Source organism: Nocardia higoensis, assembly GCF_015477835.1.
GTDB lineage: Bacteria > Actinomycetota > Actinomycetes > Mycobacteriales > Mycobacteriaceae > Nocardia > Nocardia higoensis_A.
Map to the genome: position 1 here is coordinate 24,956 of NZ_JADLQN010000002.1, position 25,176 is coordinate 50,131.

At 65.8% G+C, this 25,176-nt stretch carries 29 protein-coding genes and 1 pseudogene; 13 read left to right on the plus strand and 17 right to left on the minus strand.

The genetic code is table 11. From position 1 onward, the window contains the following. Positions 1–47 precede the first annotated feature (47 nt). From IU449_RS14175 to IU449_RS14200, 6 genes are read right to left on the minus strand one after another with little or no spacing between them, the layout of a single operon-like run. Positions 48–194 carry a hypothetical protein gene (locus tag IU449_RS14175; protein WP_195002599.1) on the minus strand — a complete coding sequence of 49 codons (147 nt, stop codon included), beginning with the start codon at positions 192–194 and terminating at the stop codon, positions 48–50. Then, the gene (locus IU449_RS14180; protein WP_195002600.1) at positions 191–373 is read right to left on the minus strand and encodes a hypothetical protein; all 183 of its coding nucleotides are present in this window, start codon (positions 371–373) and stop codon (positions 191–193) included. The genes IU449_RS14175 and IU449_RS14180 overlap by 4 nt, the downstream gene beginning before the upstream one ends. Positions 374–421: 48 nt before the next feature. Continuing rightward, a complete protein-coding gene (locus IU449_RS14185) occupies positions 422–1,738 on the minus strand; it encodes an FtsK/SpoIIIE domain-containing protein (protein ID WP_195002601.1) in 1,317 nt (438 codons plus the stop codon). A gap of 1 nt (position 1,739) precedes the next feature. After that, the gene (locus IU449_RS14190; protein WP_195002602.1) at positions 1,740–2,369 is read right to left on the minus strand and encodes a DUF2637 domain-containing protein; all 630 of its coding nucleotides are present in this window, start codon (positions 2,367–2,369) and stop codon (positions 1,740–1,742) included. A 29-nt stretch (positions 2,370–2,398) separates the two neighbouring features. Further along, complete coding sequence (locus tag IU449_RS14195; protein WP_195002603.1) at positions 2,399–2,632, minus strand: hypothetical protein; 234 nt, start codon at positions 2,630–2,632, stop codon at positions 2,399–2,401. A gap of 2 nt (positions 2,633–2,634) precedes the next feature. Continuing rightward, positions 2,635–3,072, minus strand: coding sequence for a hypothetical protein (locus tag IU449_RS14200; RefSeq protein WP_195002604.1), 438 nt, complete (start codon positions 3,070–3,072; stop codon positions 2,635–2,637). Between the two features lie 206 nt (positions 3,073–3,278). Here IU449_RS14200 and IU449_RS14205 point away from each other — a divergent pair, with 206 nt between their 5' ends. After that, on the plus strand, positions 3,279–3,956 hold the full coding sequence (locus IU449_RS14205; RefSeq protein ID WP_195002605.1) for a GntR family transcriptional regulator: 678 nt from the start codon (positions 3,279–3,281) through the stop codon (positions 3,954–3,956). Between the two features lie 58 nt (positions 3,957–4,014). Here IU449_RS14205 and IU449_RS14210 read toward each other — a convergent pair whose 3' ends face one another. Both IU449_RS14210 and IU449_RS14215 read right to left on the minus strand, forming a co-directional pair. After that, positions 4,015–4,845: a class I SAM-dependent methyltransferase gene (locus IU449_RS14210; RefSeq protein ID WP_195002606.1), complete on the minus strand. Its 831-nt coding sequence runs from the start codon at positions 4,843–4,845 to the stop codon at positions 4,015–4,017. Between the two features lie 1,563 nt (positions 4,846–6,408). Next, positions 6,409–7,650, minus strand: a complete 1,242-nt coding sequence (locus tag IU449_RS14215; RefSeq protein WP_324188247.1) for an MFS transporter — start codon at positions 7,648–7,650, stop codon at positions 6,409–6,411. Positions 7,651–7,891: 241 nt separating this feature from the next. Here IU449_RS14215 and IU449_RS14220 point away from each other — a divergent pair, with 241 nt between their 5' ends. Beyond that, on the plus strand, positions 7,892–8,548 hold the full coding sequence (locus IU449_RS14220; RefSeq protein ID WP_195002607.1) for an SRPBCC family protein: 657 nt from the start codon (positions 7,892–7,894) through the stop codon (positions 8,546–8,548). A 173-nt stretch (positions 8,549–8,721) separates the two neighbouring features. Here IU449_RS14220 and IU449_RS14225 read toward each other — a convergent pair whose 3' ends face one another. After that, entirely contained in the window at positions 8,722–9,207 is a 486-nt protein-coding gene (locus tag IU449_RS14225; RefSeq protein ID WP_195002608.1) for a CinA family protein, read from the minus strand. Between the two features lie 298 nt (positions 9,208–9,505). Between IU449_RS14225 and IU449_RS14230 the strand changes: the two genes are divergently transcribed. Then, on the plus strand, positions 9,506–9,880 hold the full coding sequence (locus tag IU449_RS14230) for an SHOCT domain-containing protein (protein ID WP_195002609.1): 375 nt from the start codon (positions 9,506–9,508) through the stop codon (positions 9,878–9,880). Continuing rightward, the gene (locus IU449_RS14235; RefSeq protein WP_324188248.1) at positions 9,877–10,149 is read left to right on the plus strand and encodes a hypothetical protein; all 273 of its coding nucleotides are present in this window, start codon (positions 9,877–9,879) and stop codon (positions 10,147–10,149) included. Before IU449_RS14230 ends, IU449_RS14235 begins: the two co-directional genes overlap by 4 nt. A gap of 57 nt (positions 10,150–10,206) precedes the next feature. Here IU449_RS14235 and IU449_RS14240 read toward each other — a convergent pair whose 3' ends face one another. From IU449_RS14240 to IU449_RS14275, 8 genes are all read right to left on the minus strand, one after another. Next, positions 10,207–10,446, minus strand: a complete 240-nt coding sequence (locus IU449_RS14240) for a CDGSH iron-sulfur domain-containing protein (protein WP_416382166.1) — start codon at positions 10,444–10,446, stop codon at positions 10,207–10,209. Further along, on the minus strand, positions 10,427–11,107 hold the full coding sequence (locus IU449_RS14245; RefSeq protein ID WP_195002610.1) for a HemK2/MTQ2 family protein methyltransferase: 681 nt from the start codon (positions 11,105–11,107) through the stop codon (positions 10,427–10,429). The genes IU449_RS14240 and IU449_RS14245 overlap by 20 nt, the downstream gene beginning before the upstream one ends. After that, the gene (locus tag IU449_RS14250; protein WP_195002611.1) at positions 11,100–12,098 is read right to left on the minus strand and encodes an iron-containing redox enzyme family protein; all 999 of its coding nucleotides are present in this window, start codon (positions 12,096–12,098) and stop codon (positions 11,100–11,102) included. Before IU449_RS14250 ends, IU449_RS14245 begins: the two co-directional genes overlap by 8 nt. A gap of 125 nt (positions 12,099–12,223) precedes the next feature. Continuing rightward, positions 12,224–13,063 (minus strand): glucose 1-dehydrogenase, encoded by an 840-nt coding sequence (locus IU449_RS14255; RefSeq protein ID WP_195002612.1) that lies wholly within the window; start codon positions 13,061–13,063, stop codon positions 12,224–12,226. A 79-nt stretch (positions 13,064–13,142) separates the two neighbouring features. Continuing rightward, the gene (locus IU449_RS14260; RefSeq protein ID WP_195002613.1) at positions 13,143–13,739 is read right to left on the minus strand and encodes a carboxymuconolactone decarboxylase family protein; all 597 of its coding nucleotides are present in this window, start codon (positions 13,737–13,739) and stop codon (positions 13,143–13,145) included. 92 nt (positions 13,740–13,831) lie between these two features. Then, on the minus strand, positions 13,832–14,440 hold the full coding sequence (locus tag IU449_RS14265; RefSeq protein WP_324188301.1) for a TetR/AcrR family transcriptional regulator: 609 nt from the start codon (positions 14,438–14,440) through the stop codon (positions 13,832–13,834). Between the two features lie 70 nt (positions 14,441–14,510). After that, complete coding sequence (locus tag IU449_RS14270; RefSeq protein WP_195002615.1) at positions 14,511–14,984, minus strand: hypothetical protein; 474 nt, start codon at positions 14,982–14,984, stop codon at positions 14,511–14,513. A gap of 55 nt (positions 14,985–15,039) precedes the next feature. Continuing rightward, the gene (locus IU449_RS14275; RefSeq protein WP_195002616.1) at positions 15,040–15,777 is read right to left on the minus strand and encodes a carboxymuconolactone decarboxylase family protein; all 738 of its coding nucleotides are present in this window, start codon (positions 15,775–15,777) and stop codon (positions 15,040–15,042) included. Between the two features lie 468 nt (positions 15,778–16,245). On the opposite strand from IU449_RS14275, the pseudogene IU449_RS29855 reads away from it, so the two are divergent. The 9 genes and pseudogenes from IU449_RS29855 to IU449_RS14315 form a co-directional block, all read left to right on the plus strand. Continuing rightward, positions 16,246–16,413, plus strand: a pseudogene (locus tag IU449_RS29855) (FAD-dependent oxidoreductase); the annotation flags it as partial. 141 nt (positions 16,414–16,554) lie between these two features. Then, complete coding sequence (locus tag IU449_RS14280; protein WP_324188249.1) at positions 16,555–17,760, plus strand: GMC oxidoreductase; 1,206 nt, start codon at positions 16,555–16,557, stop codon at positions 17,758–17,760. Positions 17,761–17,774: 14 nt separating this feature from the next. Beyond that, a complete protein-coding gene (locus IU449_RS14285; RefSeq protein WP_195002618.1) occupies positions 17,775–18,674 on the plus strand; it encodes an MlaE family ABC transporter permease in 900 nt (299 codons plus the stop codon). A gap of 1 nt (position 18,675) precedes the next feature. After that, positions 18,676–19,530, plus strand: coding sequence for an ABC transporter permease (locus IU449_RS14290; protein ID WP_195002619.1), 855 nt, complete (start codon positions 18,676–18,678; stop codon positions 19,528–19,530). A gap of 3 nt (positions 19,531–19,533) precedes the next feature. After that, positions 19,534–20,844, plus strand: coding sequence for an MlaD family protein (locus tag IU449_RS14295; RefSeq protein WP_195002620.1), 1,311 nt, complete (start codon positions 19,534–19,536; stop codon positions 20,842–20,844). Next, the gene (locus tag IU449_RS14300) at positions 20,841–21,878 is read left to right on the plus strand and encodes an MlaD family protein (RefSeq protein WP_195002621.1); all 1,038 of its coding nucleotides are present in this window, start codon (positions 20,841–20,843) and stop codon (positions 21,876–21,878) included. The genes IU449_RS14295 and IU449_RS14300 overlap by 4 nt, the downstream gene beginning before the upstream one ends. Before the next feature lie 4 nt (positions 21,879–21,882). Beyond that, a complete protein-coding gene (locus IU449_RS14305) occupies positions 21,883–22,935 on the plus strand; it encodes an MCE family protein (protein WP_324188250.1) in 1,053 nt (350 codons plus the stop codon). Further along, the gene (locus IU449_RS14310) at positions 22,932–24,047 is read left to right on the plus strand and encodes an MCE family protein (RefSeq protein ID WP_195003188.1); all 1,116 of its coding nucleotides are present in this window, start codon (positions 22,932–22,934) and stop codon (positions 24,045–24,047) included. The genes IU449_RS14305 and IU449_RS14310 overlap by 4 nt, the downstream gene beginning before the upstream one ends. Then, entirely contained in the window at positions 24,044–25,156 is a 1,113-nt protein-coding gene (locus IU449_RS14315; RefSeq protein WP_228804703.1) for an MCE family protein, read from the plus strand. Before IU449_RS14310 ends, IU449_RS14315 begins: the two co-directional genes overlap by 4 nt. The last annotated feature ends 20 nt before the right edge of the window (positions 25,157–25,176 follow it).

The following is a 25,176-nucleotide window of genomic DNA, read 5'->3' on the forward strand; positions in this document are numbered from 1 at the left end:
GTCGAGCGGGTCACGCCCGGTCGTGGTGGTCGTCGTGGTGGTCGTGCTCATTGCTCGGTGTCTTCCTGCTCGAAAAGGGCCAGTTGGTTCGGGGACAGGTCATAGAGGTTGACCCGCTTCTTGCGGCCGCCCGCCTTCTCCGGGCTTTGCTCAGCCGGATCTGACTGCACCGCAGCAGGTTTCGGCGAGGTCATGCCGCCCACCCGCCGTCGCCGTCGTCGTAGCCATCGCTGACCGGCCACGCCATCGGGGTGCCCGTCTCGGCCAGGACGTGGACCGCGACCGCGATCGGGTCCAGGCCGCGGGCTTCGAGCTGGCAGCGACGCCGGGCAGCCAGGTCGATCACGTTCGAATCTGTATAGGTGTTGCTCATGAGTGCGAGCCCTTCCAAGAGTTGGTGAGAGGAGAGGCCGGAGCGCGGTCAGGCCGCGGCCGGCGAAGTGCCGGTGTCGCCGTCGCCGAGGTCGTCCGGGTCGAAGTCGCTGTAATCGCCGACCGGGCCGGTGATCTCGGGAGCGGGGGAGTAGGTGTCCACGATCTGATCGGCGGCGGCGTCGGAGACCCAGAACGCCCGCACCCGAACGAAGTCGGTGGTGCCGTCCTCACCCACGTAGCCGACGCCGGGGGTGTGTTCGCTGATGCGGTCGCAGCGGGCACCCCGGTCGCGGGCGCCTTGGCCGTGGACCATCGCCACCTGCGTCGGTTCGTCCAGACGCAGGCCGATGCGGATGGGGAACAGTTGCCGGTTCGGCATCGTCTCCTTGGACGGGTCCTGCAAGGCCGCGATCACCGACACCCCGGCCGCACGACCCTGCGACAGCAGCAGGCCGGTCAGCCGTCGGAAGTCCTGCTGCTCGTCCCGCTCGGCGTACGAGGACAGCGAGGCCGCCTCATCGATGATGATCAGCACCAGCGGCTCGTCCGGGGTGGGGATGTGCTTGCGGATCCCGTTGGCGCGCATGAACGCCAGCCGCTCCCGCAGTACCTCGACGGCTTCGCGCAGCAGGGCGAGGATGGTGGCGGTGTCGGTGGCGAATCGGACGAACAACCGGTCTTCCCCGCGCCCGAACTCGACACCGCCTTTCGGGTCGGCCATCCACACATCCACCAGGCCATCCCGGATCGCCGGACCGAGCCCGCCCAGGATCGACCACACCACACTGCCTTTCCCGGAGCCCGTGGCACCGGCGAGGAGGATGTGCCCGTAGAGGACGCGCAGCCGCCACAGGTCTTGGGATTCGGTGACCCCGACCGGCACTGCCTCCAGATCGACCCGATGCGCACCACCAAACGGTGCCGGCGCCAGAGCGGCCAGGGTGTCGACGGTCCGCACGTGCAGGTGGACCCAGCTCGGTTCCGGGGACGAGGCGGTGACCTCGGGGACGGAGAAGTAGGTGGCGAACTGGGCCAGGGTTTCGTCCTTCGACCAGTCGGCGAAGGATTGCCCGCCCAGCATCATCAGCTCCACGTCCAGGCCGTGATCGGTGAAGTCGTAGCGCTCGACGTAGGGGAACCCGCCTTCGAGCGAACCCAAGCCGAGAGCCGCGAACATCAGGTTCGTTTGAGCCGGGTCGGCCAGGATGTAGACCGCAGTCCGCAACCCAGCCGGAGCAGCATCAGCGAGAGTTTCGGCGGTGACCTTTCGGGGTCGGTCGTCCCCAGCCCACCGCATCCAGGCCATGCCCCCGGTGGCGAGGACGGCCGATCCGGCGGTGAACAGGGTTGTCAGGGTGGACATCTCAGCCTCCTACAGGCAGAGCGATCGGCAGCATGTCCTGCACCGGTCGCGAAGAACGGACAGGTTTGACCGGCACCACTGGCCGCGGAGCAGCCACCGGCATCGGCGCGGTCACCGGTTCGGGATCAGGTACGGGCACCGGTTCCGGCGATGCCACCTCGGGCACGGGATCAGCCGTCGTGGCGGGCACTTCTGGCGGCGACTCAACCGAGGCGACAGGTTCGGGCACCGGGACAGCAGCCGGTGCACGGTGAGCGACCCGGAACAACACCGCCAACCCATGCGTATCGGCGAGCAGCGAGATCGGAGCGATCGCCGCGACGATGGCCGACGCCCACGCCGGGAGCGGTTGCCCGTTGGCGACCGCGTGCAAGCTGTTGCCCGCCACCGAGACCGCCGAACCGACGATCAGCACCGCCAGGAAGAAGCGACGTTCCCGACCGGGGCACACCAGCACCCCGAACGTCGCCAGCAGGATCGTGCCGTCCACGATCAGCGGGAACAACCACGCGTCCTGGGCCGGGATATGTGCCAGGACAGCGAGATCCTTGAGAGTGGAGTACGACAGCCGAAACGCTGCCGCACCCACCCCGACGATGATGGCTGCGGCGGACCAACGCGCGTAACGCATTCCCACCGCCTGGCCCGCCGCACCCATGATCAGGCCGCCTTATCCGACGACACAGCCGCGTCGTGCTCGGCCAACACACCCGGCAACTGGGCCAGCAGCGAACGGGCATCCTCGATGCTCAAGCTCATCGAGGTGGTGCGCGCCGTCCCGTCCAGGGATATGCGCACCGTGCCGGGAACCCTGAGATCTTCGTGTTCGAAGCCGGGCGAATACTCGGCCGAGATCCCCTCGTGGCCGGCAATCATGGTGTTGATGAACGACATGATCAGGCCGCCTTGTTCGAGGTCTGGCCGCCCTTGGCGCCGGAGTTGTCGCCCTTGATCCCGGTCGCGCGGATGTAGAAGCCGATCGACTTGAACTGACCGTTACCGACCACCCGCGGCTTGAGCAGCAGCCCTTCCAACTCGATCGGACGCAGGCCCTCCACGACCTCCGGCTCCGAAGGAACCGGCATCTGGTCAGCGACGAACGTGATGTCGAAACCGGCCTGGTTCGCCTTGCCGCCAGCCCGGTCCATGATCGTGGCCTTCCACAGCCGCTTGCCCGAGCCGTTGCCTTCACGGTCGAAGTCGACCGCCTGACGCTTCGGCGCGTTGCGGTCCTCGCTGAACTCGGTCTGAGCCTCGATGTCCCCGAGCAGCAGCACGCCCTTCGGGAAGACCGCGCGGAAGTCGGTCGGGATCCACATGTCCTTGAGTGCCATCTCAGTACTCCTTGTCGCTGGAACTGCTGCACCGTCTGTGCATACACAACAGCGTATACACAGCTTGTGTATACGCACAAGAGGTTTGCGTATACACAGCCCGGAAGGGGGCTTGACTCGTCCGCGAAGCGAGAGGGGTACGGTAGAGATTTGCGTATACGCAACTGTGTATAGCCAGCTCTGACCACGAAACAGGAGGATCAGCCGTGAGTGAGCCCGCGTACGTCGTGATTGCCGGTGAGATCGCCCGCGACATCCGCAGCGGCGCTCTACCGGCGAGGACTCAGCTACCCAGTTACGCCGAGCTGGCCAAGCGGCACAACGTCTCCGAGATCGTGATCCGCAAGGTCATCGACCTGCTGTTACGGCAAGGGCTCGTCTACACGATCGAGCGAAGGGGCACGTTCGTCGCTGCGCGTCCGACCCTGGTTCGTGTGTCGCCTGAACGGCAGATGGAGGACCCCGAAGTCACTTTCGCAAACGAGTCGGCGACCGGGGATGAAGACGTGTCGATCGAACGTGAAGTGAAGCGCATCCGAGCCGATGAGCACCTGGCCGCGGAATTCGGGATCGCACACGGGGACGAGATCGAGTACACGATCACGATGGCGTCAGAGAAGGGGCGCCCGGTTTCGATCTCGGACACCTACAATCTGCCGGGCGTCGACATCAAGAGCGCGACGTCTCTGGAAGAGACCTTGGCTGACCGGCCGCCCGTCCCGGCCCACGCGGTCTGGCTCGAAGTGGCCTCCGGCGAGCTGGTCAAGACGGTTCGTCAGCGGTTCTTGCTCAATGACCGCTTGCTGATGCTGTCGGATGTTTCCTACCCGCGAGACCGCTACGACTCGTTCGTCTTCACGATGGCGCTCACGCCTTCGTCCTGAGTCGCGGCTCCGCGAGGCCGGCCCTGTCTACTCCGGTGGGGCCGGCCTTCTTTGTGTCCTACGAGTGCCTTTGCCAGATCTGGGCGGTGTCGTTCAGATTCCACCACGACACGAACTCCGGATCCGTCGCTGTCAGTGACCAGCCCGAATCCAGAGAGTCGAAGAACGACTCATCGCCCGTCTTACCGCCCCGTGGTTCACCGACGTAGACCAGGTGCCGGCCACCGGCATTGCCGAACATTTCCACCGCCGTCGATGCCATGGGGTTCTCCCAGCCGGGAGGCCAGCACAGGAACAGCACGGAGTCGGCGGTCACGGCGGCATTGAACGCGTCCAGGTCTTCGACGTCGTGCCATACGTCGGCCTGGCCAGCCGTGGCGGGGAACGACGCATTCGAAGCCCGGTGGGGAGGCTCAACGTCGAACGCACGCACCACCGCTCCAGCCCTGGCGAGCTGATGCGCCCAATAGCCGCGGCCAGCACCGAGTTCGAGGATGGTTCGGCCGGCGGCGAAGTCTGTGATCCACCGCAGAGTTTCTGGGGACGGGATCGCGTAGGCGTAGGTGCTCTGCAGGATCGTCTGCACGAACGCCAGTCGGGCGCTCCCGCGCGAAGCACCTCCGTTGACTATTCGCCGAGTGCCATCGTTGCCGACCGAGGGGTCCACGATGTCCCAGTACGGATTGCCGGACTCCGAGTCACCGCCGGCCATGTAGTGCACGAACCGCAGATCGAACGCAGCATCCGCCTCCGGGTCACCGGTGCCGGCGAGCATGGGAGCGGTATCCAAGTACTCAGCCACGCGCGGAAACCGAGCCCGCAGCAGCTCCGTGTCCTCGAGCAGAGCGGCCAGTTCCGAACGTCGCTGCGGTGTCAACGCGAAGGGCATGACATCGATTCTTCCTGTGCCCCAGGCGCCTACGCGAGTAGTTGCCGAAACTCGCCATATGAAGTCAAGGGGCGGCGCTGGCGCGCCGCCCAGCGGTGCCGCCACGCGGCACCGCGCAGCCCGGCCGGCCTCCGCAGGCTCCGGCAGGCCGGGGCGCGTTGGGCGTGTCGGCTCCGCTTTGGCGACGTGGTAGAACGCCGACCATGCCTATCGGGCCGCCTTCTCCATCAACCGAGCCGAGCTGGGCACGACGACAGCCCTACCGGACCTGCCTCCCGCACCTGAGCGCCCATCCGCCGGAACTCTGCCTGGTCGACTGGCTGTGGTTGCGGCCCCGCTACGGCCAGTCGAACCCGTAGATCATCCGTCTACGTGATGAGCTATCGCCCAAACGACGGGCTTCGACTGGCCACTCTTGTAGCTGACCAGTCGAAGCCGCTGCCTTACTCCGCCGCCCCCGACCGATTGCGGTTGTACAGGCTGATCACCGCCCCAAACACGGTGACACCTTCGTGCCATCCGACAAGGAAGCCGACAGCCGCTCCGAGACCCAACGCCAGGGTCAGAACGGCCAAGGGATGCAGTTCCGGGTCTTGCGGATCGGCCGGGTACCCGTTGGGATTGTTGGGCTTGACCGTTAGGCTCATTAGGCCTTCCGTCCTCTCTTTATGGCACGGGGATGCGCAAGGTTGCGCGGCCCCCGTCTGGCTAGAGACGGGGGTCGTCTTCATTCCGACATCAGCGTGAAAACCCTGCTGATGTGCGGTGATTGGAAGCCTAACCACACAGGCCGACGCAGGAACGAAGGGTGTAAAGCGCTCGTTCTGCTTGACCTCGGTGACTGTCCGGCCTGGCATCCGCCGGAAACCTAGCGATCAAAATCGCCGACACCAAACAGGACTGTTTACAGGGTTGGGGACAACCTGTGCATGACCCGTTCCACGCTGTGCATGACCTCAGAGCCCTCTTCGTGACGGATGCCCTGAACTGCGGCTTTCGTGCGATCGCCTGTGTAAGAAGAATTTTGCGGCGTGTCGCCCCTGGCGTACAACCGGGCGTGTCCTCAGCCGGGTGTTGGCATAGCGGTACTTCTTGGTGACGAACTCCCGCTCGTTGGTGTCCTCAAGGATTCTGTAGGGCTTTATGGCCGAGTCTTTGTCGAGTGCGCGTTCGTGTGGGCGACCTGCGGTCGCCTGGCCCTGCTCGATGGCGGCCTGCATTGTGATCCCGCGCCCCTCACACCTCAAGAGCGCCTATCGGCGTCACTACGTGATCGGCATCCGCCGACTCTTGACCTGTGAGCCTCTGCGCGTGACGGGCAGGCCCTGTGGGGCAGGCGGGAAGCCAGCCCCCGATATGCGCATCCCACCACCGAGCAGGGCCAGGTGTTGTCACCACGTTGTCACAACTCACCCCGACGACCCCGGACACGACGAAACTCCCACGGAGGCGTTCCAGCACCTCACGTAGGAGCACGGACAACCCGGACGCCAGCCGGAACGTCAGGGACTCGACTCGTAATGAAAAGGTCGGGGGTTCGATTCCCCCAGGCGGCTCAGCAGGTCAGAGGCCCTTTCCGGGGAAACGGGAAGGGCTTTCGCCGTTTTTGGGGGCAGGCGTCGTGGGTGTGTAGACGGTGAGCAGTGCGGCGATGCCGATGGCTGTCGCGGTGATCAGGGCAGTGGCCTGCCAGCCGAACCACTCGACTGCCGCGGCGCCGAACGCGGTTCCGAGGCTGCCGCCGAGGAAGTAGACCAGCATGTAGGCGCTGTTGAAGCGTGCGGGTGCGGAGGGATCGATCGCCAGGACGGTGCTCTGGTTGGCTACCTGGGCGGCGAACAGTCCCGCGTCGAAGATCGCCAGGCAGACCAGCGTCACGAACGTGTTCGAGAGACCGAAACCCGCGACGGCCGCGGCGGGCCCGGCTAGGACGAGGCCGGTGAGGATCACTCGGCGAGCGCCGTCGCGGTCGGTCCGCGCGCCCGCGATCTGGGTGGCCAGGATGCCGGAGAGGCCCGCGAGGGCGTACAGGCCGATCCGTTCGGCCGAGTAGGAGTACGGGGGCTCGGACAGAGCCACGGCGAGGCCCGCCCACACCGCGCAGAACGCGAAGTACCACAGGGAGCCGCGGAGAGCGGCGACGCGCAGGGGCGTGTGGCGGACGAACAGGCCGGGGAGGGAACGCAATGTGGAAAAGTAGCCGCGCTCGGCGTTGCCGGGGGCTGTGGGCAGCGCTATCAGGCAGCAGACGGCGACGAGGCCGCAGGCCGCAGCGAACACGAGCAGCATTGCGCGCCAGCCGAGTTCGTCGGCAAGCCACCCACCTGCGGTCCGACCTGCGAGGATGCCGACCGAGATGCCCGCGGTCACCATCCCCAGGACCGTCGCCCGCCGCTGCGGGGGAGCCAAACGCCCGGCGACCGAGCTCAGACCGGCGCCGACCGCCGAACATGCTCCGATCAGGCCGACTACCGGACCCAGCACGGTGACGGTGCCGACGGTGGCGCAGGCCGCGAGCGCACACGCGAGCACCCCGAACTGCGCGGCGAGGACGCGGCCGGGGGCGAAGCGGTCGACCAGCGGGACAAGGAGACCCAGGCCGACCATGAAGCCGATGGGCCCGCAGGCGAGCGCGATCCCGACGGCGGTGATCTGCACGCCCAGCGCGTCGGCGACATCGGCCATCGCGGGCTGCAGCGGGTAGATGGTCGACGTGCCGAGGGCGGCCGCGACCGACATGAACAGGATGACGGGCCCGCGGAGCCGACCGGTGGCGGGAGTCCGGAGGGTGGTGTCGATGCGCACTCGACCGACCGTAAGGACGCACCAACCGTGTTACCGGCGGGAATGCGACATGACCGTCCTGATATGCACGACCGGTCTGCCGTCGTGGAGAACCGCAGGGTGCTCGGCGCCGCGGCACTGTAACGACCGGCCGAGGGGGACGGCGCCGGTTTCGCCGCCCGCGTTTGAGACGGGGTGGGGCGGGTAGTTCGGGTCGGCCCCGTGCCGAGGTGGCGCGGTTGGAATCGAGGAGGCCGGAGTCATGCGATCCAGCACGCTCGCAGATCTGCTTCATCGCTCGGGGAAGCGCAACGGGGAGGAGGACTACCCCGGGGAGGTCGCCGTCACGGTGCCTGTGCCGCCGGAGAAGGTGTTCGAGGTGCTCTCGGACGGTTGGTCGTACGGATTGTGGGTGGTGGGTGCCTCGCATATCCGCGATGTCGAGAAGGCGTGGCCGGCCGTCGGTGCGCGAATCCATCACGGCGTGGGGCCCTGGCCCTTGACACTGCACGATTACACCGAGGTGGTGGGGGTCGAGAAGCCGAGGCAGCTCGAATTGCGGGCGCGGTCGTGGCCGCTCGGGGTGGCGCGGGTGCGGCTGGATCTGCGGCCGGACGGGGACGGCGGTACCGAGATCCGGATGGCCGAATGCGCCAGCGAAGGGCCCGGCCGGGTGTTGCCGGGCCGGGTGCAGTACCTGATGCTGGCACCGCGCAACCGGGAGTCGTTGCAGCGCTTGGCCGACATCGTGGTGAGCCGGAGTTCCGGTGAGCGAGGCGGTTCCGGCGGCCGGGGCGGATCCGTCGAACGAAGCAGTGCGGAGGGCGCAGTCGAGCAAGGTTCCGGCGCCCCAGGCGCGGTGGAGCCAGGCGTGGTGGAGTTGGACGCCGTTGAGCAAGAACGTGATACGCCGGACTGAGCGGGACTGAGGGGGATAGAGCTGAGACTGAACCGGACTGAGCCGGATAGAGCCGGACTGAGCGGGCGTTCGGTGATGAGGTCGCAGTCGTCTGCGGTGGTGACGGTGACCAATGCTTCGGCGGCGCAGGAGGGCTGAGGCAGGTCGAGGGCTGGGCCGAGTCGGCTGAGCGCTCAGCCGCTGTGCCGCGCCGAGAGCTTCTCGGCCTCGGTGTGCAGTAGGCGCAGCGCGTGTTCGACGGTCTGTTCCAGAACCTCCCCGGGCTCGCCGTCGAACGTCCGGTGCGAGGCTTCGCACGACCCTTCGGTGGCGACGGCGAACCACACCGATCCCGGCTCGTGGCCGTCCTGCGGGTCGGGACCGCCCGCGCCGGTGACGGCGACGCTGACCGTGGCGTCCATCATCTTCCTGACGCCGTTCGCCATCGCCTCGGCCGCCGTCCGGCAGACGACCGGCCCGAGTGGCACGTCGAGGACGTGATGCTTGACGTAACGCGAGTAGGCCACCACGCCGCCGCGGAACCACTGGCCCGCGTCCGGCGCCGCTCCGAGTGCGGCGGCGAGATTGCCCGCGGTCAGCGATTCGGCGACGGCGATCGTCAGGTCTGCGCGCGCTGCGATGTCGGCGAGTTCTTCGGCGAGCGAATCGGCCCCGGCCATGCGTCTGTCCTTCCGGCTCTCGGTGTCGCGGTCGGCGCACCCCGCGGTGGAGGCGTGCCGACGGGCCGGGTGATACCCGGACCGGCGTGGTTCAATCCGGGCCGGACGTCCGGGTCTCGTGCTGCTCGCCGTGCGCGCCTGTGCCCGCCGGTCTCGGCGCCGGGGGCCTGTGGTCGGTGGAGGCGGTCGCGGGGTGCGGCTTCACCCGGATCGGGTGATCCCAGCCCGCCGCACCCGGTCATACCGTGAACGCAGTCGCCAGCCGTGCGACATTCCGTCGACATCACCGAGGTGCGCTATGTCGTTCTGGGAAGTGTTGTGGCTGATCGTGGTGAGTTTCGCGTTCATCGCGTACCTGATGCTGCTGTTCCACATCATCGCCGACCTGTTCCGGGACAGCGAGACTTCCGGCTGGGTGAAGGCGGTGTGGATCGTGTTCCTCATCATCCTTCCGCTGATCACCTCTCTGGTGTACATCATCGTGCGCGGCAAAGGGATGCAGGAACGGGCGATGGCGCAGGCGCAGACATGGCAGTCCGAACAGCAGGCGTACATCCGGGAGACGGCGGGCACCAACCCGGCCGCCCAGATCGCCGATGCCAAGCGGCTGCTGGCCGACGGCGCGATCAGCGAGCAGGAATACGAGGTGTTGAAGGCCAAGGCTCTCGCGTGAGTGGCTGGACCGGACGCAAGTCCGAGGCCGCACACGCGGTCCCGGAGCCGTCGGACAAGCCCTCGCTGCTCGCCCGGGTGTCGCTGAACCAGTGGCTGGCGCTCGTGCTGACCGTGCTGGCGTTCGTCTTCATCTTCGCCAACCGCACCGAGGTCGAGATCGAATTCCTGCTGATCACGGTGCGTTCGCCGATGTGGCTGATTCTGTTGCTGGTGTTCGCGGTCGGATGGCTGACCGGGCTGCTGACCACCCGCAGGCGCACTCGCTGAGAGTCGCCACCGAGTGCGGGTACGAGGCATGAAGGGAGCCCACGACAGTGACGGTGGTCAAGGGGCAGGTTTCGCCTCGGCGCCGGTAGGCGACCCGGTGTGGCGTGTGCGGCGCCGATGGCTGGTGTCGCACAGCGGATAGATCTTCGACCGGCGGCACAGGCAGACGGCCACCAGGAATCGGTCGCAACGAATGGTCCGCCCGTCCGCGGTGACCAGGTCGAGCGGCCCCTCGACCAGTGCGGGGCCGTCGGCGGTGAAGGTCATTCGCTTGCGGTCATCGTCGGATGCGGTCACCGCGGATCACCACCAAGTCCTCGGTATCGGTTGCGGGGTCGATGCGACGGGTCGCCGACAGCCAGGCCGCGCGCGCCCGCAGAACCGGTCCGAACGGGACCGTCGCGCGGGCGACCACCGCGGTCTTCAGACCGTGTTCGCGCAGTGTGTCGATGGTCCGCTCGGGATCCGACAGGGCGGAGTGCACGATGAGGGCGGTGCCGCGCGGAGCGAGCGCGGAGGGTACGAGCGCGCAGAACCGATCCAGTACCGCGCGACCGTCCGTGCCCGCGTCCCAGGCACGGGCAGCGCCGACCGGGGTGTCGTGCGGGGCGGGGACGTAGGGCGGATTGGCGACCACCAAGTCGTAGGGGCGACGGCCGAAGACCGAGGCGAAATCCCCGCAGTGCACCTCGGCGAAGACGCCACGCAGGTGCAGGTTCACCCAGGCCGCGGCGGCAGCGCGGCGGGAGATGTCGACGGCGGTGACCCTCGCGGCTCCGATGCGCGCGGCGGCGATCGCGAGGGCTCCGGTGCCGGTGAAGACGTCGAGAGCATGCGCGCCGCGCGGGATGCCCGCTTCGGCCAGCGCGTGGGCCAGCAGCCAGGTGTCGGCCTGCGGCGGATAGACCCCGGGGGGACGCACCAGAGCTCGCCGGGGCAGACGCAGCGGGTTATGCATCGATCGCTCCTTCACGCAGCGAACTGCGACCGGCCCGCCAGGCCTCGAGGACGTGATCGGCGAAGCGATCCTCGAGAAGATTCGTCACCTGGATCCCGAAGGTCACCGCGGCGCGCAGGCCGGGTTCCCTGGCGAGCAGATCACCGATGACGCCGGTGCGCATGACCTGCTCGTGGACGGCATCGGCTTCGACGTGTTCGGCGAAGAACCGCACGCACGCCGGGTCGGCCTCGAACCGGCGAAGGGCCTGGACCATCCGCTGGGATCCGGGGGGCGAGGTGATCTCGACGGTCGCGAAATGTCCCACCAGCGCACCGCGATGCACGCGGTGCAGCCCGAACAGCGACATCATGTTGACCAGGGCCAGCATCGGCGCGCCGACATCGTCCAGGTAGTGCAGATACCCCGGATCCAGCCCCGCCCCCGCCAGCAGATCGGCATACAGCTGCGCGTGCACGCGGTCGCCGTGGCCGCCGCCGAACTCGTCGAATTCCACGGCTACCAGCGAGGCTTTGGCCTGACCGCGCAATCGCGGGATAACCCAGGCGTAGGGGTCGGCTTCCTTGTGGTGGTAGATCGAGCGGTGCACGAAGTACTCGCGCACCTGCCACCACCGGCCGTCGTCGAGCAGGAACGCGCTGGTCCCGGAGGGCTCGTCGGGAACGACGAGCAACTGTTCCAGCTCATGGTCCAGATCGTCGCCGCCGGGAACCGCCGCGCGCAGGGCGGCGAGGAATACCCGCTCCATCTCCGCGCGCAGGCCGAGCAGGCCCGGATCCCATTCCCATCCCGGATCGACCTCCGGGAACCCCTGGTAATGCAACTCGTAGCAGGTGTGCAGGGCCAGGTGCAGGTCGTCGCCGAAGGGGTCGGGCGTTCCCAGCGGCGGCGGCGCCGACCCGGGGGCGCGGCCGAGCAGACCGATAACGGCATCCGAGAGCGGGCCCCGCGCGGCCGGGAGTGTCGGTGACGAGGCGACGGCGATGGTCATCGGGGATCCCCCTGCCGAAGAAGTTGATCAAGCAAACTGGTTCGGCTATACCCGGCGAAAGGCGGGCGAAACGGCGAATACGGTGGTCACGGCGTCACCCGCCGCCGATCGCGCAGGTGCCACGGTCAGAGAATCGGTCGCCCGCCGGTGACGGCGATACGTGCCCCGGAGATGTAGCTGCCGTCGTCGGAGGCCAGCAGCACGTAGGTCGGGGCCAGTTCCGCGGGCTGACCGGCCCGGCCGAGCGGCACGTCGTCACCGAAGGCGCGGACCTTCTCCGGAGGCATGGTGGCGGGGATGAGCGGTGTCCAGATCGGGCCGGGCGCGACGCTGTTGACGCGGATTCCGCGCTCACCGAGCAGTTGCGCGAGGCTGGCCGAGAAGTTCGCGATGGCCGCCTTGGTGGCGGCGTAGGGCGCCAGCGTCGGCGAAGGCATGTCGGAGTTCACCGAGGAGCTGCCGATGATGGATCCGCCCGCGGGCATGTGCGGCAGCGCCGCCTTCACCAGGGAGAAGTAGGCGCCGACATTCACCTTGAAGGTGTAGTCGAATTCCTCGTCGCTGATCTCCTCGATCGTCCCGTGCGTCATCTGGTAGGCCGCGTTGCTGACCAGGATGTCGATTTTCCCGAATTCCCGGACCGCGCGATCCACGACGGCGCGGCAGTGCGCGGGATCGGCGAGATCACCCGGAACCAGGACGGCCCGCCGGCCCGCCTGCTCGACCAGTGCGGCGACCTGCTCGGCGTCCTCGTCCTCGTCGAGGTAGGAGATCAGCACGTCGGCCCCCTCGCGTGCGAAAGCGATGGCCACGGCCCGGCCGATACCGCTGTCGGCGCCGGTGATCACCGCGGACTTGCCGGTCAGTTTCCCCGACCCGCGATAGGTCTCCTCCCCACAGTCGGGTGGCGGGGACATCCGGGACTGCACACCCGGTACCTGCTGCTGTTGTGTGGGAAAGCCCATGACGCTCCTTCTTCGAGGTTTTCGCCGGACCTACCCCGTGTATGGGCGCTCAACCATGAGCATGTCCTGTGCGCATCGGCTACCGGGCTCGCCCCCGAAGTCCGGCCTGCCGAAAGCGCTGCAGCACGAGATGCGGAGACTCGCGATTGAACAGGGCGACTGCGGCGAACATGGGAAGGACGATGGCCCAAGCGAATACGGCTACCAGGATCTCGTCCGAAACTCGGCTGTCGTCGACGCGATGGCCGTGCAGACGGGCCGACAAGGCGTCGATCGTGTTGGTGCTGCGGTTCAGGATGGTGATGATACGAGCGACTGTCTCGATGTGAGTGCGGTCGCGACTGTCGAACCTGACGGTGACGGTGGCTTGTAGAAACGGCGCGACCGATCCGAATTCGGCGCGGACCAGAGCCTCGGCGTAGGTTGTCGCGAGCCATATCGGATCGTGCGGAGATCCGCAGGTATCCTGGATGCGCTGATCGAGGTGGTCGTTCTCCCGACTCTCGATCTCCGATATCGCCGACAGCGGGATGCCGGTGTACAGAGCCCATTCCCTGTGCACAAAAGTGCAATAGCGGCAGTCGTGGGCGTGGGATACCGCCAGCATTATGGCTTCACGTGTTTTTCGATCCATCTGGCGCCTGAACCACACTCTGGCGCCATCGATCCAATTCACCTCACGAAGATCGGCGCACAACTGTGGTACGGTGTAGATCCTCTTGTTGAAGAGCTCGTATACTCTATCCTGTGGCATTCCGACGCCCCGTTTCACGGATCCAGGCGTTCTGGAAATCTTGTTTCCGATGCCCCGTCGACAAGTACTTTCCACATGAATTCGCTGATCTCGACTGCCGTCATCCGGGGGGGATGATCCGCTGTCCAGTTCAGCGCGCCGAGCCAGAGGTCTCGCAGGGTTGCGATATCGACGTCGGCCGCGAGGTAACCCGCGCCGGCTGCTTCGTAGAAAAGGCCGTCGAACAGCGAGAAGAGCCGTTCGTGCAGCAGGGCGACGCGCTCGCGGTCGCCGCCTTTGAGTGCCTTCCAGTCGTACAGGAGCACGTAGAGGGCGTCGTCGCCGCTCCACAACGTCTCCAGATAGGCGGTCATGGCCGCGCGGACGCGTTCCGAGACGTCCTGCTTATCGACAATGGCTCGACGGATGGCCTGGGTCGTGTGCTCGACTGCCAGCTCCATGACCGCGATGAGGAGGCCCTCTTTATGCGGGTAACGATATTGCAGACTTCCCAGGAGCATCCCTGCTTCGTCGGCCACTTCTCGAAGCGTTGTCGCGACGTATCCCTGCGAGCGGAATCGCCGCGCGGCACTGGTGAGTATTCTGGCGCGTATCTCGGACGAGCCGCGATTGTTGCTGGTGATGACTGCATCCTTCGGCCAACTTCAGAAACGCCCCTGTTCGGGAAAGCTCCAGCCCAGAGGCGTTTTCGCTCTACGACTCCAGCGTGAAGTATAGCAGGACCCGGCCCTTGTGTATCGCGCGGCACAGATATCGTCCGGGGGCCAGGGATCGAATCTCCGCTTCGAGCCCGCGAAGAAGTGCTGGATTTTCCTGCACGTCGTAGGTGAGGCGTACTCCGCTGTCCGAATAGTGGACGGCATACCGGAAACGCAGAAATCTGCCGGTCGAGGTCAACCAGACATTTGCCCCGGAAGAACCGTCGAAACTTTTTCCGTACCAAGGGAAACGCATTCGCGGTATGGTGACGTCGGCAAGGCGTCGTAGTGGCGTCGGACTTCCGGTGATCCCGGGGATGGCGACGACTCGCCCGCGATAGGTGCCGAGCAGTGCCCCATCCGGTTGCGGAGCCGGAAGCCGATCGAATTGTTGTTCGCACTCCGACATGGACTGCGTGACCGACCGCTTGCCTCCCGGAATCCGGGTCGCGCTGTCGATGATGTTCATGCTCATCTCTTTCTGTGGTCTCGGATGCCGGCGCCGGATCCGGGCGGTCCGATCGTCATGCGACGCGTGCACTGCCGAGTGCGAATCCTGCGTTGAAGGCGCGGAATTCGCGCCACAGCCGAATCGGCGACTTTCGTAGGACGAGGACCAGCAGTGGGACGATGACGGGCGCGGTCGCCACCAACGTCGCGGTGATGACGACCTCGGCGGGTATAGAACTCGATTGAGGTCGTCCGCGTAGTCGTGCGAGCAGGGCGTCCATGGTGTTCGCGGACCGATTCACGATGGTCATGACCAGGGCCACTGTCTTGATGTTCCGGATCTGGCCATCGGTGTAGTGCTTCGCCACATCCTGTGCGATCTCGTCGGGGACTTTCTCGAAGTCCGCCTCTGTCAGCGCCCTGGCGTACACCAGGGCGCTCCATTTCGCGCGATCGAATCGGGCGAGGTCGGTTCCCTCCAGTTGCGCGATCTCCTCATTGGAGACACCGGTTCTGATCGCCCATTCCTGGTGGATGTAGCTGCAGTAGCGGCACCCATTCGCGCGGGCGACGGTCAACATGATCTCTTCCCGAAAATCGGGCGCCATGCTGCGGAATCCCCAGACCATCGCGGCGCGATGGGCCAGGGGCAGCAAGCGGACAGTAGAGCCGAACAGTCCACGCAGAGTGTAGGTCTTCCCGATCGATGTCTCCGGATGTCCGGCTGACTTTGTCATAGCTGATCCCCAACTTTCTTCGATATCGCGACGGTGTGGTTCGGATCGGTCGTGAACCCATCCATCCTTGGTCATGTGACCAAGGCTAAGCCTGATCTTCGCCGGCGGTCAACCCCGGGCGGGCCGTTTCGGCCACCTTCTCGGGGTGGGCATTGAGATCCGCCGCTTCGGCGTGATCGGCTGCTCGGGATTCTGGCTGCGATCATCTGTCGTGTGGCCTGCGAGCTGCTCAGTTGTCAGTCCCGGACCTCTTTGTGTCGGTGTGGAAACCGGTGGGGTGACTGGGGCGGCATGGCGTTGGGAGGTGGCTCTTCGATGTGTAGCGGGGTATTGCGTTCTGCCGCAAGTGCGCTTAGATTGGTCGACCAACCAAGAAATCGGACTGGCATCGGAGCGGCGTGACAGTCGGCGGCCATCCTGGCCGAGCCGAGACGGAGCGATCGGCAGCAAGTCCCCATGACCGTGTCGGCCAGGGTGACCCTGCGAAACCGAAGACTGTGCTCCACAGTCTGTTCACAAGCTAGGCAGTGACGTGTGATGTCTATGTTCTTCTCTGCAGACCGGACCGAGGTCGATGCGGTGGTCGTCGGTTCGGGATTCGGTGGTGCCGTGGTGGCGGCGCGAATGGCAGAAGCCGGTATGAGAGTCCTGGTACTGGAACGTGGCCCGTGGTGGGGCGATCGGGCGAGTGCGTACGAGAGCGGAACGACCAGAGCTCTTCCACGAGGTATCGCGGGTGTATTGGGTTACGTTCGGGCGTTGACCCGGACCGATAGGCGAGGAGATCGGATTCTCTGGTCACGGCCTGCCGGGTTGTTCGATGTGCATCTCTGGCCCGGAGTGGCGGCTGTCGTGGGAAGCGGTGTCGGCGGCGGCTCTCTCGTCTATGCCGGATATCAATCACGGCCTGCCGCAGGGTTTTTCGACCGCTACTATCCGGCGGAGATCTCGGACTCCGAGATGGCAGCGTATTTCGGCAAGGTCGAAGCGATGCAGCGGCCCCGGCCGCTTCCGCACCGAGTACGGTCTCGCGCGGTATTCGACGACGCGCTCACCAGGGCGCGGGTCGGCGGCAGTGGAGAGGCGCCGGTACTGGCCGTGGAGTTCGGTGATCCGGACCATCCGGAGACGCGGCTCAATGCGGTTGGTAGAGCCCAGACCACGTGTCGCGCGTGCGGTGCGTGCACGCTCGGCTGTGAGTACGGATCCAAGACGACGCTCGATCTCACGTACCTGTTCTCGGCGCAGCGTAACGGCGCGGATATCCGTGCGCTGTGCGAAGTCACCGGTATCGGCGAAGACGGACCCGGCTACCAGGTCCTGTGGCGCGATCACACCACCGGTACCGATCATGTGATCAGGACGCCCAGGCTCGTGCTGTCCGCCGGCACGATCGGCACACTGCGGCTCTTGTTCGCCGCTCGCGACAAGTACCGTACGATGCGGCGGTTGCCGCCCGGGTTGGGGATGAACTTCTCGGGCAACGGAGACTACCTGGCGATGCTCTCCGGTGCGTCGTCCGCGGCGCATCACGGTCGGCACACCATGTTTCAGACAGTTCATCGGGCAGCCGACGAGGGATTCATCGGCGAAGCCGCCCCACCCGTCACGCAATTGCCCTTACCGGGACCGCTACGGCGTCTGTTGTCGGAGTCGGTGTTTCTCTTCTCGACGGGCCGTGAGGCCGGTACGCGATTGGAGTCGGCGGACGGCTACCCCTACGCCCAGCCATACAAGCACCTCGACCCCGAGTTCTACGCGCGGACCGCGGATCGGCTGGAGCGAATGGCCGTAGCCTACCGCCCGTCGCGTTTCAGGCCGAACTGGCCGCTCGGGACTGCCGGGCAAAGGCTGGTCACGGTCCATCCGGTCGGCGGAGCATCGATCGGCCGCACTCCCGACGACGGTGTGGTCGACCACCGCGGAGAAGTCTTCGGCTATCCGGGATTGTTCATCGTGGATGGATCGACCTATCCAGTGGCCCCAGGCGTCCCCCCGTCACTGACGATCGCGGCGATGGCCGAACGTCAGGCCACGCTGATAACCGCGACGTGCTGACGAGGGGAGCAGCCATGGCTTCCGAGTATCGACGCAGCCACGCGGCCGATCCGTGCCCGGATGGGTCTTCGTCGCCGGGACAGGAGCAGCCCGCCCTCGGCCAGATCACCGACTGGAGTCGCGGTTACCTGCGACGGCACCCGATCGCCGCGCTGGAAACGACTGGCGGTCAATTCGCCTTGGGCGTGGCAGCGTTCAGATTCCTGTTCGTGGATATCGTGACGCGCAGATTCCCCTTCACCGAATTCGTTCGCCAGTCCGCCTTCATGGCCGGTACCGCGGTACTTCCGACGCTCTTCGTGACCGTGCCGATCGCCGTGACACTCTCGATACAGTTCGGGCTGATCGCCGGGCAGGTGGGTGCCACATCACTGGCCGGCGCTGCGAGCGGATTGGCGGTCATCCGGCAGGGCGCGCCGCTGGTGGCCGCGACCCTGATGGCCGCGGCGGTCGGGTCGGCGATCTGTGCTGATCTGGGGTCACGCAAGATTCGCGACGAGCTCGACGCCATGGAAGTCATGGGCGTCTCGGTGATTCGCCGCTTGGTGGTTCCACGACTTGCGGCCGCCATGCTCGTCGGCGTCGCGCTGACCGGGCTCACCTGCTTCATCGGATTCTTGGCCGGCTATGTGTTCAACGTCTTCGTGCAGGACGGGACACCGGGAAGTTTCGTCGCGACCTTCGCCTCCTTCGCGACAGTCGGTGACATGGTCTTGTGCCTGATCAAGGCGACGGTATTCGGAGCGATCGTGGCAATCGTCGGCTGTCATAAAGGGCTCGACACTCGAGGAGGGCCGGGTGGGGTGGCGAATGCGGTGAATGCGTCGGTGGTGGCTTCGATTCTGCTGTTGATGATCGTGAACGTGCTGCTGACCCAGATGTATATCCTGCTCTTCCCACGATACGGATTCTGATATGGCGACTCGCTACTATCCCCCGGTCACCCGGCCATGGGTGAGGGCCGCCGCCGCTTCTCTTCGCCCGGTGATCCGCATCGGGCACACGGTTTCGTTTTTCGCACGCGCGGTGGCCGCGATTCCGGCGATGCTGGAACACTATCGACGAGAGCTCGTACGAATCCAGAGCGACATCACCTGGGGCAACGGGTCGATAGTGGTGGGCGGGGGAACCGCCGGTGTCATCGTCGTGCTCGGCGCCTCCGCGGGAGCGATCGTCGGTATCGAGGCGTACAACGCGCTGGACCTGCTGGGCATGGGACCGGCAACCGGGATGATCTCATCGATCGTGTCGACTCGGGAACTCGCGCCGGTGATGGCTGCGCTGGCCTTCGCCGCCCAAGCGGGCTGCAGGTTCACCGCCCAGTTGGGCGCCATGCGGATCTCCGAGGAGATCGACGCCATGGAGGCGCTCGCCATCCGGCCGATTCCCTATCTGGTCACCACGCGCCTCGTCGCGGCGGCGATCACGGTGTTGCCGCTGTACGTCATGTGCCTGGCGATGAATTTCCTGACAGTGAAGCTCGTCGTGCTGTTCGCTGGGGGAGGGGCGGCAGGTACCTACTCGCACTATTTCGGTCTGGCGCTCGCGCCGGCGGATATCGTCTATTCCGTAGTCAAAGCTGTGGTCTTTGTAGTGATCGCCACCACCATTCAGTGCTACTACGGCTTCTATGCCGCCGGTGGACCCCAGGGCGTGGGGATCGCCGCGGGTCGCGCGATGCGCGCCAGTATCACGGTGATGCTCATCGTCAACATGCTGTTGACCATGGCCTTCTGGGGGTTCGACGCCGGTGCCAGGTTTGGTGGTTGAGCGATGTCGACATTCGATCTCGACGGCCGAGGGCCGACCGAACGGCGATTGTTGCTCCGTGGCATCGTCTTCTCGCTGGTGAGCTTCGTGGTCATCGCGCTGATGGTCATGGAATCGGACGGCGACTTCGACGCGAAGGTCCAGGTGACGGCTGTCCTCGGCGATATCGGTGATGGTCTGCCCACGCGATCGGACGTGAAGTATCTGGGCGTGATCGTCGGCAGCGTCCGATCGATAGAGCCGTCACGTGACGGCTCCCCGCATTATGTGCGTCTCGACCTGGACCCGAGATACGCGGCGTCGCTCGATGACTCGGTAACCGCCCGGGTGGTGCCGAGCAACGTGTTCGGAGTGTCTTCGGTGCAGTTGATCGACAACGGAGACGGAGCGCCGCTCGCGGAAGGCGCGGAGATCCCCGAAGACCGCAGTCTGGAGACCATCGAGTTCCAGACCGCTCTGAACAAGGCACGCGAGATCCTCTCCGCGCTGGGAGAAGTGGAGCCGGGCAACCGGCTGGGCCTGCTGGCCGCCATCGTCGAGGCCACCGAGCAGCGGGGGACGCAACTGGTACGGGCCGGAGAACAGCTCGACCGCATCGTCGGCGAGCTCGATTCGATGATGACACCTGTGCCAGGACAGACCTCCACATTCACGAGCCTCATCGCGACCTTGGAAAGCCTGCGAATTGCGACCCCCGATCTGCTCGACGCCGTGCACGAAGCGGCCGTACCACTACGGACCGTGGCGGAGAAGGAAACAGAATTGACGGCTTTCCTGTCCGCCGGCCTTCGCACCCTGAACACCATCGGCACGGCGATGGACAACAACACCGGCAAGCTGATCGCCATCACCACCGATCTCACGCCGGTGGTGGGAGTCCTCTCCGACAACGCCGATCAGTTCGTGCCGATCTTCACCCGCTTCCGCCGGTTGTCGGATACCGCGGTGAACGAGGCGTGGGATCCCGAGAAGAACATGGTCATGATCAAGGTGATCGTCTCGCTGAGCCCGACGACCCCATATACCCGCGAGGACTGCCCCCGCTACGGGGAGCTCGTCGGCACCAGCTGCGCTACCGCACCGATCTCCGCTGGGCCGCAACAGCTTCCGGAAGGGCTCGACCCGAAGAACTTCCACATCCCGGACTCCTTGGTCGGTGGCAATGTCGGCCCGGTCGGCAGTGCGCAGGAGCGGGAGATAGTGGGCCGCATTCTCGGCGGTGACCTGGGTGCGGCCGCGCAGGTCCTGCTCGGACCCTTGGTGCGCGGCTCCACGGTCGGCATCTCACCAGACCTCGAGGAGGGCGATCGATGAGGGGGAACAGAGCGGGGCTCGGACTGACCATCTTCCTGGTGGTATCGGTCGTGATGACCTGGATGGTGTTCGCGACACTGCAACGCAATGTCGGCGGATCGACGAAAACGTATTCGGCGCTGTTCACGGATATTTCAGGGCTGCGGCCCGGTGACGATGTACGCCTGGCGGGCATCCGCGTCGGCCGGGTCGACGCGGTGGGGCTGAGCGGCACACTCGCCGAGGTCACTTTTCGAGTGGAGGCCGCGCATACCCTGACCGGCAATACGAAAGCCGCTGTGAAATATCAGAACATCATCGGGCAGCGCTACCTCGGCTTGTCACTCGACGACTTCGGTGGTCCCGAGATACTGGCAGACGGCGATCGGATACCGGTCGAGCACACCGAGCCGTCCTTCGATATCTCGGCGCTGCTGAACGGCTTCGAACCATTGTTCTCCACCCTCGACCCGGAAAAGCTCAACAGCATCGCGAATGCGTTGGTGCTCGCGCTGCAAGGTGATGTTGTTTCGGTGACGCAACTGATATCGCATACATCGGAACTGGCGGCGGCAGTCGCGGGTGATGACGCGGTGCTCGGCGCGGTCATCACCGGCATGGACGCCGTCGTCACGAGTCTAGCCCAGCAGAGCGGAAACACACAGGCCATGATCGACCGGGCGCGTGAGATCGTGTCCGATCTGGCGGCCCGGCGCGACCCGCTGCTGCGGTCGGTTGACGGCATCGCCGACGTGGCCGCTCGGACCTCGGCGGTTTTCACCGACGTGGAAACCGACCTCGAACAGCTTGTGGTGCGGGAGCCCGGATTTCTGCGCGGGCTGCTGGAGAACGAGAACGGCATCGCATATCTCGGTGCGAACCTGCCGCTGATGCTGAAGGGACTGGCCCGGTCGTTCGGGGAAGGCAGCTACGTCAACTTCTATTTCTGCGACGCCACGCTGAGCTTTCTGCCGGGGCTGAGTCCGCTGGTGCCGACGATCGTCGGAGCGGCGACCCCCAGCGGTGTTCCCGAACATTCGGCCGCGTGCAGGTGAGGAGGTGAACGAGCGAATGCGCAGGCGGATCACAGTGGTTCTCCACCGCCCACTCGACGAGTACAGCAAGCTGTGGCTGGGCGTTGTCTCGATTGCGGTGCTCATCGCCGTCGTCGTCGGCACCCTCATCGTGGGATCACTGGAGGTCGGTAAGACCAGATACTGGGCCGAGTTCACTCAGATAGCGGAACTCGCGCCGGGCGACAAGGTGTCATTGGCGGGGGTCACAGTCGGGAAAGTGGAATCGACTCGGCTGGCCGGTGACCATGTGCTTGTTGCGATGAGCATCGACACCGGCACGCCGCTGGGCGCCGACACCGAGGCGTCGATCAAACTGACCACGCTGCTCGGTTCGCGTTATGTGGAGCTGCGCCCCGCTGGTTCCGGTGAGATTCCGGACCGCACCATCCGGCTGGCTGATACATCGGTGCCCTACGACCTCCAGGACACCCTGGAGGATGCGACCGGGACCTTCGCCGCTGTGGACGCCGATGGACTGGACCGGACATTGACGACGCTGGCCACGCAGTTGGAGGGCCTGCCGGCGTTGATGCCGCAGGCGGTCGCCAACATTCACACGCTGTCCACCCTCATCGCCGACCGCCGTGACCAGATCGGCTCGCTGTTGGCGAGCACCAGGGAGATCACCCGGGTGTTGTCCGACCAGCGGGCATCGCTGGGCACGCTGATGAGCCATGCTGCCGTCTTGCTCGCCGAGCTGGCCGGACGACGCCAAGCCATCCAGAATCTGCTCGATTCGACGACCACCCTGATCGACCAGTTGCACCGGATCGTCGTTGCGGATCGAGGCAGCCTCGATGTCCTGCTGACCGATCTGCGCGCCGTGACCCAGCTGTTGTCCACACATGACGAGTTGTTCCGCAACATTCTGCAGATCGCCCCGGTCACCGTGCGCAACCTCGCCAACGGCTTCGGCAGCGAGAACGCTCTGGATGCGATGGTGCCCGCCGGGCCGTTCATCGACTCCTGGATGTGCGCGCTCAGCGGGCGGGCCAGCCAATCGAAGCTGGCCGAGTACCTGAAGGACTGCCGATGACCATCCCGCGACTGCTGAAGCTTTCCGTCCTCCTGGTGACCACGGGTTTCGCCGCTGGGTGCCTGGCCGGTTCCGTGCCGGGCTTTTCCGGCAGCGGCAGCATCACCATCACTGCCGAATTCGACGACGCGGCCGGTCTGTTCGTCGGGAATTCGGTGGCGATACTGGGTATGCCGGTGGGCACTGTCGAAGTGATCGAGCCCAACGGCGAGTCAGTACATGTGACGTTGACGGTGGACAAGTCGATCGCAGTGCCCGCCGACGCGATGGCTGTGACGGTCTCCACATCGGTGCTGACCGACCGGCATGTCGAATTCACACCGCCGTACCGGGGCGAGGGTCCGATACTCCGGGACGGTGACCACCTCGGCCTGGACCGTACTCGGACACCGGTCGATGTCGACAGCCTGCTCGCCACGGCCGACCGGCTCGCCCTCGAACTCGCGGGCGACGGCACCGGCGCAGGGCCGGTGGCGGACCTGCTCGACGTCGCGTCCGCGATCACAGCGGGGCAGGGGCAAAACGTGCGGACTGCGCTCAGCGAGCTGTCCCGCGCGTTACGTCTCAGCCAGGATGGCGGCGCGGAAACCGAGGAGCAGATCACCACGATCGTGACCAGTTTGGAAACGCTGACCGCGGCAGCCGCGGCGAACGACGCGACGATCCGTGAATTCGGCGGGAAGTTGGGGCAGCTCACCGACATGCTCGCGGATGAGGAACTGGGCACGGGCCATACCGGGGCCCAGCTCAACGCGCTGCTGCTGCAGGCCACGAGCCTGATCGAGCAGAACAGGGAGAACATCAGGGACGTCGTCACCAACACCACGACCATTACCGATGCCGTGGTCGACTTCCGTCGCAACGTCGCCGAGGTATTCGATGTGCTGCCGTTGACCTTGGACAACGTCTACAACGCGGTCGATCCGAACAATCGGGCACTGCGGGTGCACGCCTTGGTCGACAGAATGATCGTCGATGGCCAGCTGGCCAAGGAAGTGTGCAACCTGCTGGGACTACGCAACCTGGGCTGTGCCACCGGAACCCTTCAGGACTACGGGCCCGATTTCGGAGTCGTCAGCATGCTCGAAGCGATGACGGGGCTCCCGAAATGAGCATGTATCGGTCCACGCGGGTGGGATGCGCGGCCGTGCTGGCTGCCGTCACCGTCGCCACAGCAGGCTGCGCGGTGAGTTTGAACAGCCTTCCGCTGCCGACGCCGGGCATCGGCGGTGACAGCTACACCATCACCGCGTCCTTCACGAACGCACTGAACCTGCCCGCTCGAGCGAAGGTGAAGCTGGCCGGAGCCGATGTCGGGCAGGTCGAGTCGATGGCGGTGCGTGACTATGTCGCGCTCGTCGAACTGCGGATCCAGGGTGGGGTCGCGCTGCCCGTGGGGAGCACAGTGGAGTTGCGTTCGGCCACCCCGCTCGGGGATGTGTTCGTCGCGCTGACTCCACCCGCGCACCCCAGGGCGCCTTCCCCGCTATTGCGGGACGGAGATCGGATTCCCCTCGAGTCGACCTCTGCCGCCGCGACAGTGGAAGAGATCCTCACCACAGCGGCGCTACTGGTCAATGGTGGAGTGATGCGCAACCTGACCGAGGTCACCAACGGGCTCGGCGCCGCGGTCGGCGGCCGAGGACACAACCTCGCCCGATTACTCGAGGACACGACTCGATTGGTATCCACTTTGGCGGCACGATCGTCGGAAATACGCGATGCCGTGAACCAGACCGCACAGCTGACCGGCGCCCTGAACGCCCAGCAGACGAGCATCGACGATACTCTCGCCGCTGCCGGCCCGGCACTCGCCACACTCGCGGCGGACACGCGGCAATGGACGGACCTGGCATCCGGCGCGGATCGAATCGCGGCGCAAGTCGGCAGATTCCCATCGATCCAGGGCGCCGACACCCGGGGAATGATCGCCGACCTCAACCGGCTGGCGGCCGCGTTCAACGATGTGTCGGTCGACCCGGGGACCAGTCTCGACGCGATCAACCAGATCATCGCCCCATTCCTGAAAATGACCAATGGGCCGGCCGTGCACGCCGCCGTCGACATCCAGCGAATCGCGTTGGGTGCGGTGAGCGATCCGAACAACAAGGCGGACCCCGGACTGCACCTTCCCGACGCCACCGACTTCACCGCATTCGTGGGCAGCCTGGCCTACGTGCTCGCGCGTTTGCGGGACCGCGTGCTGGGGCCCGGCCGATGAGTGCGGCCGGCGCGGAACAC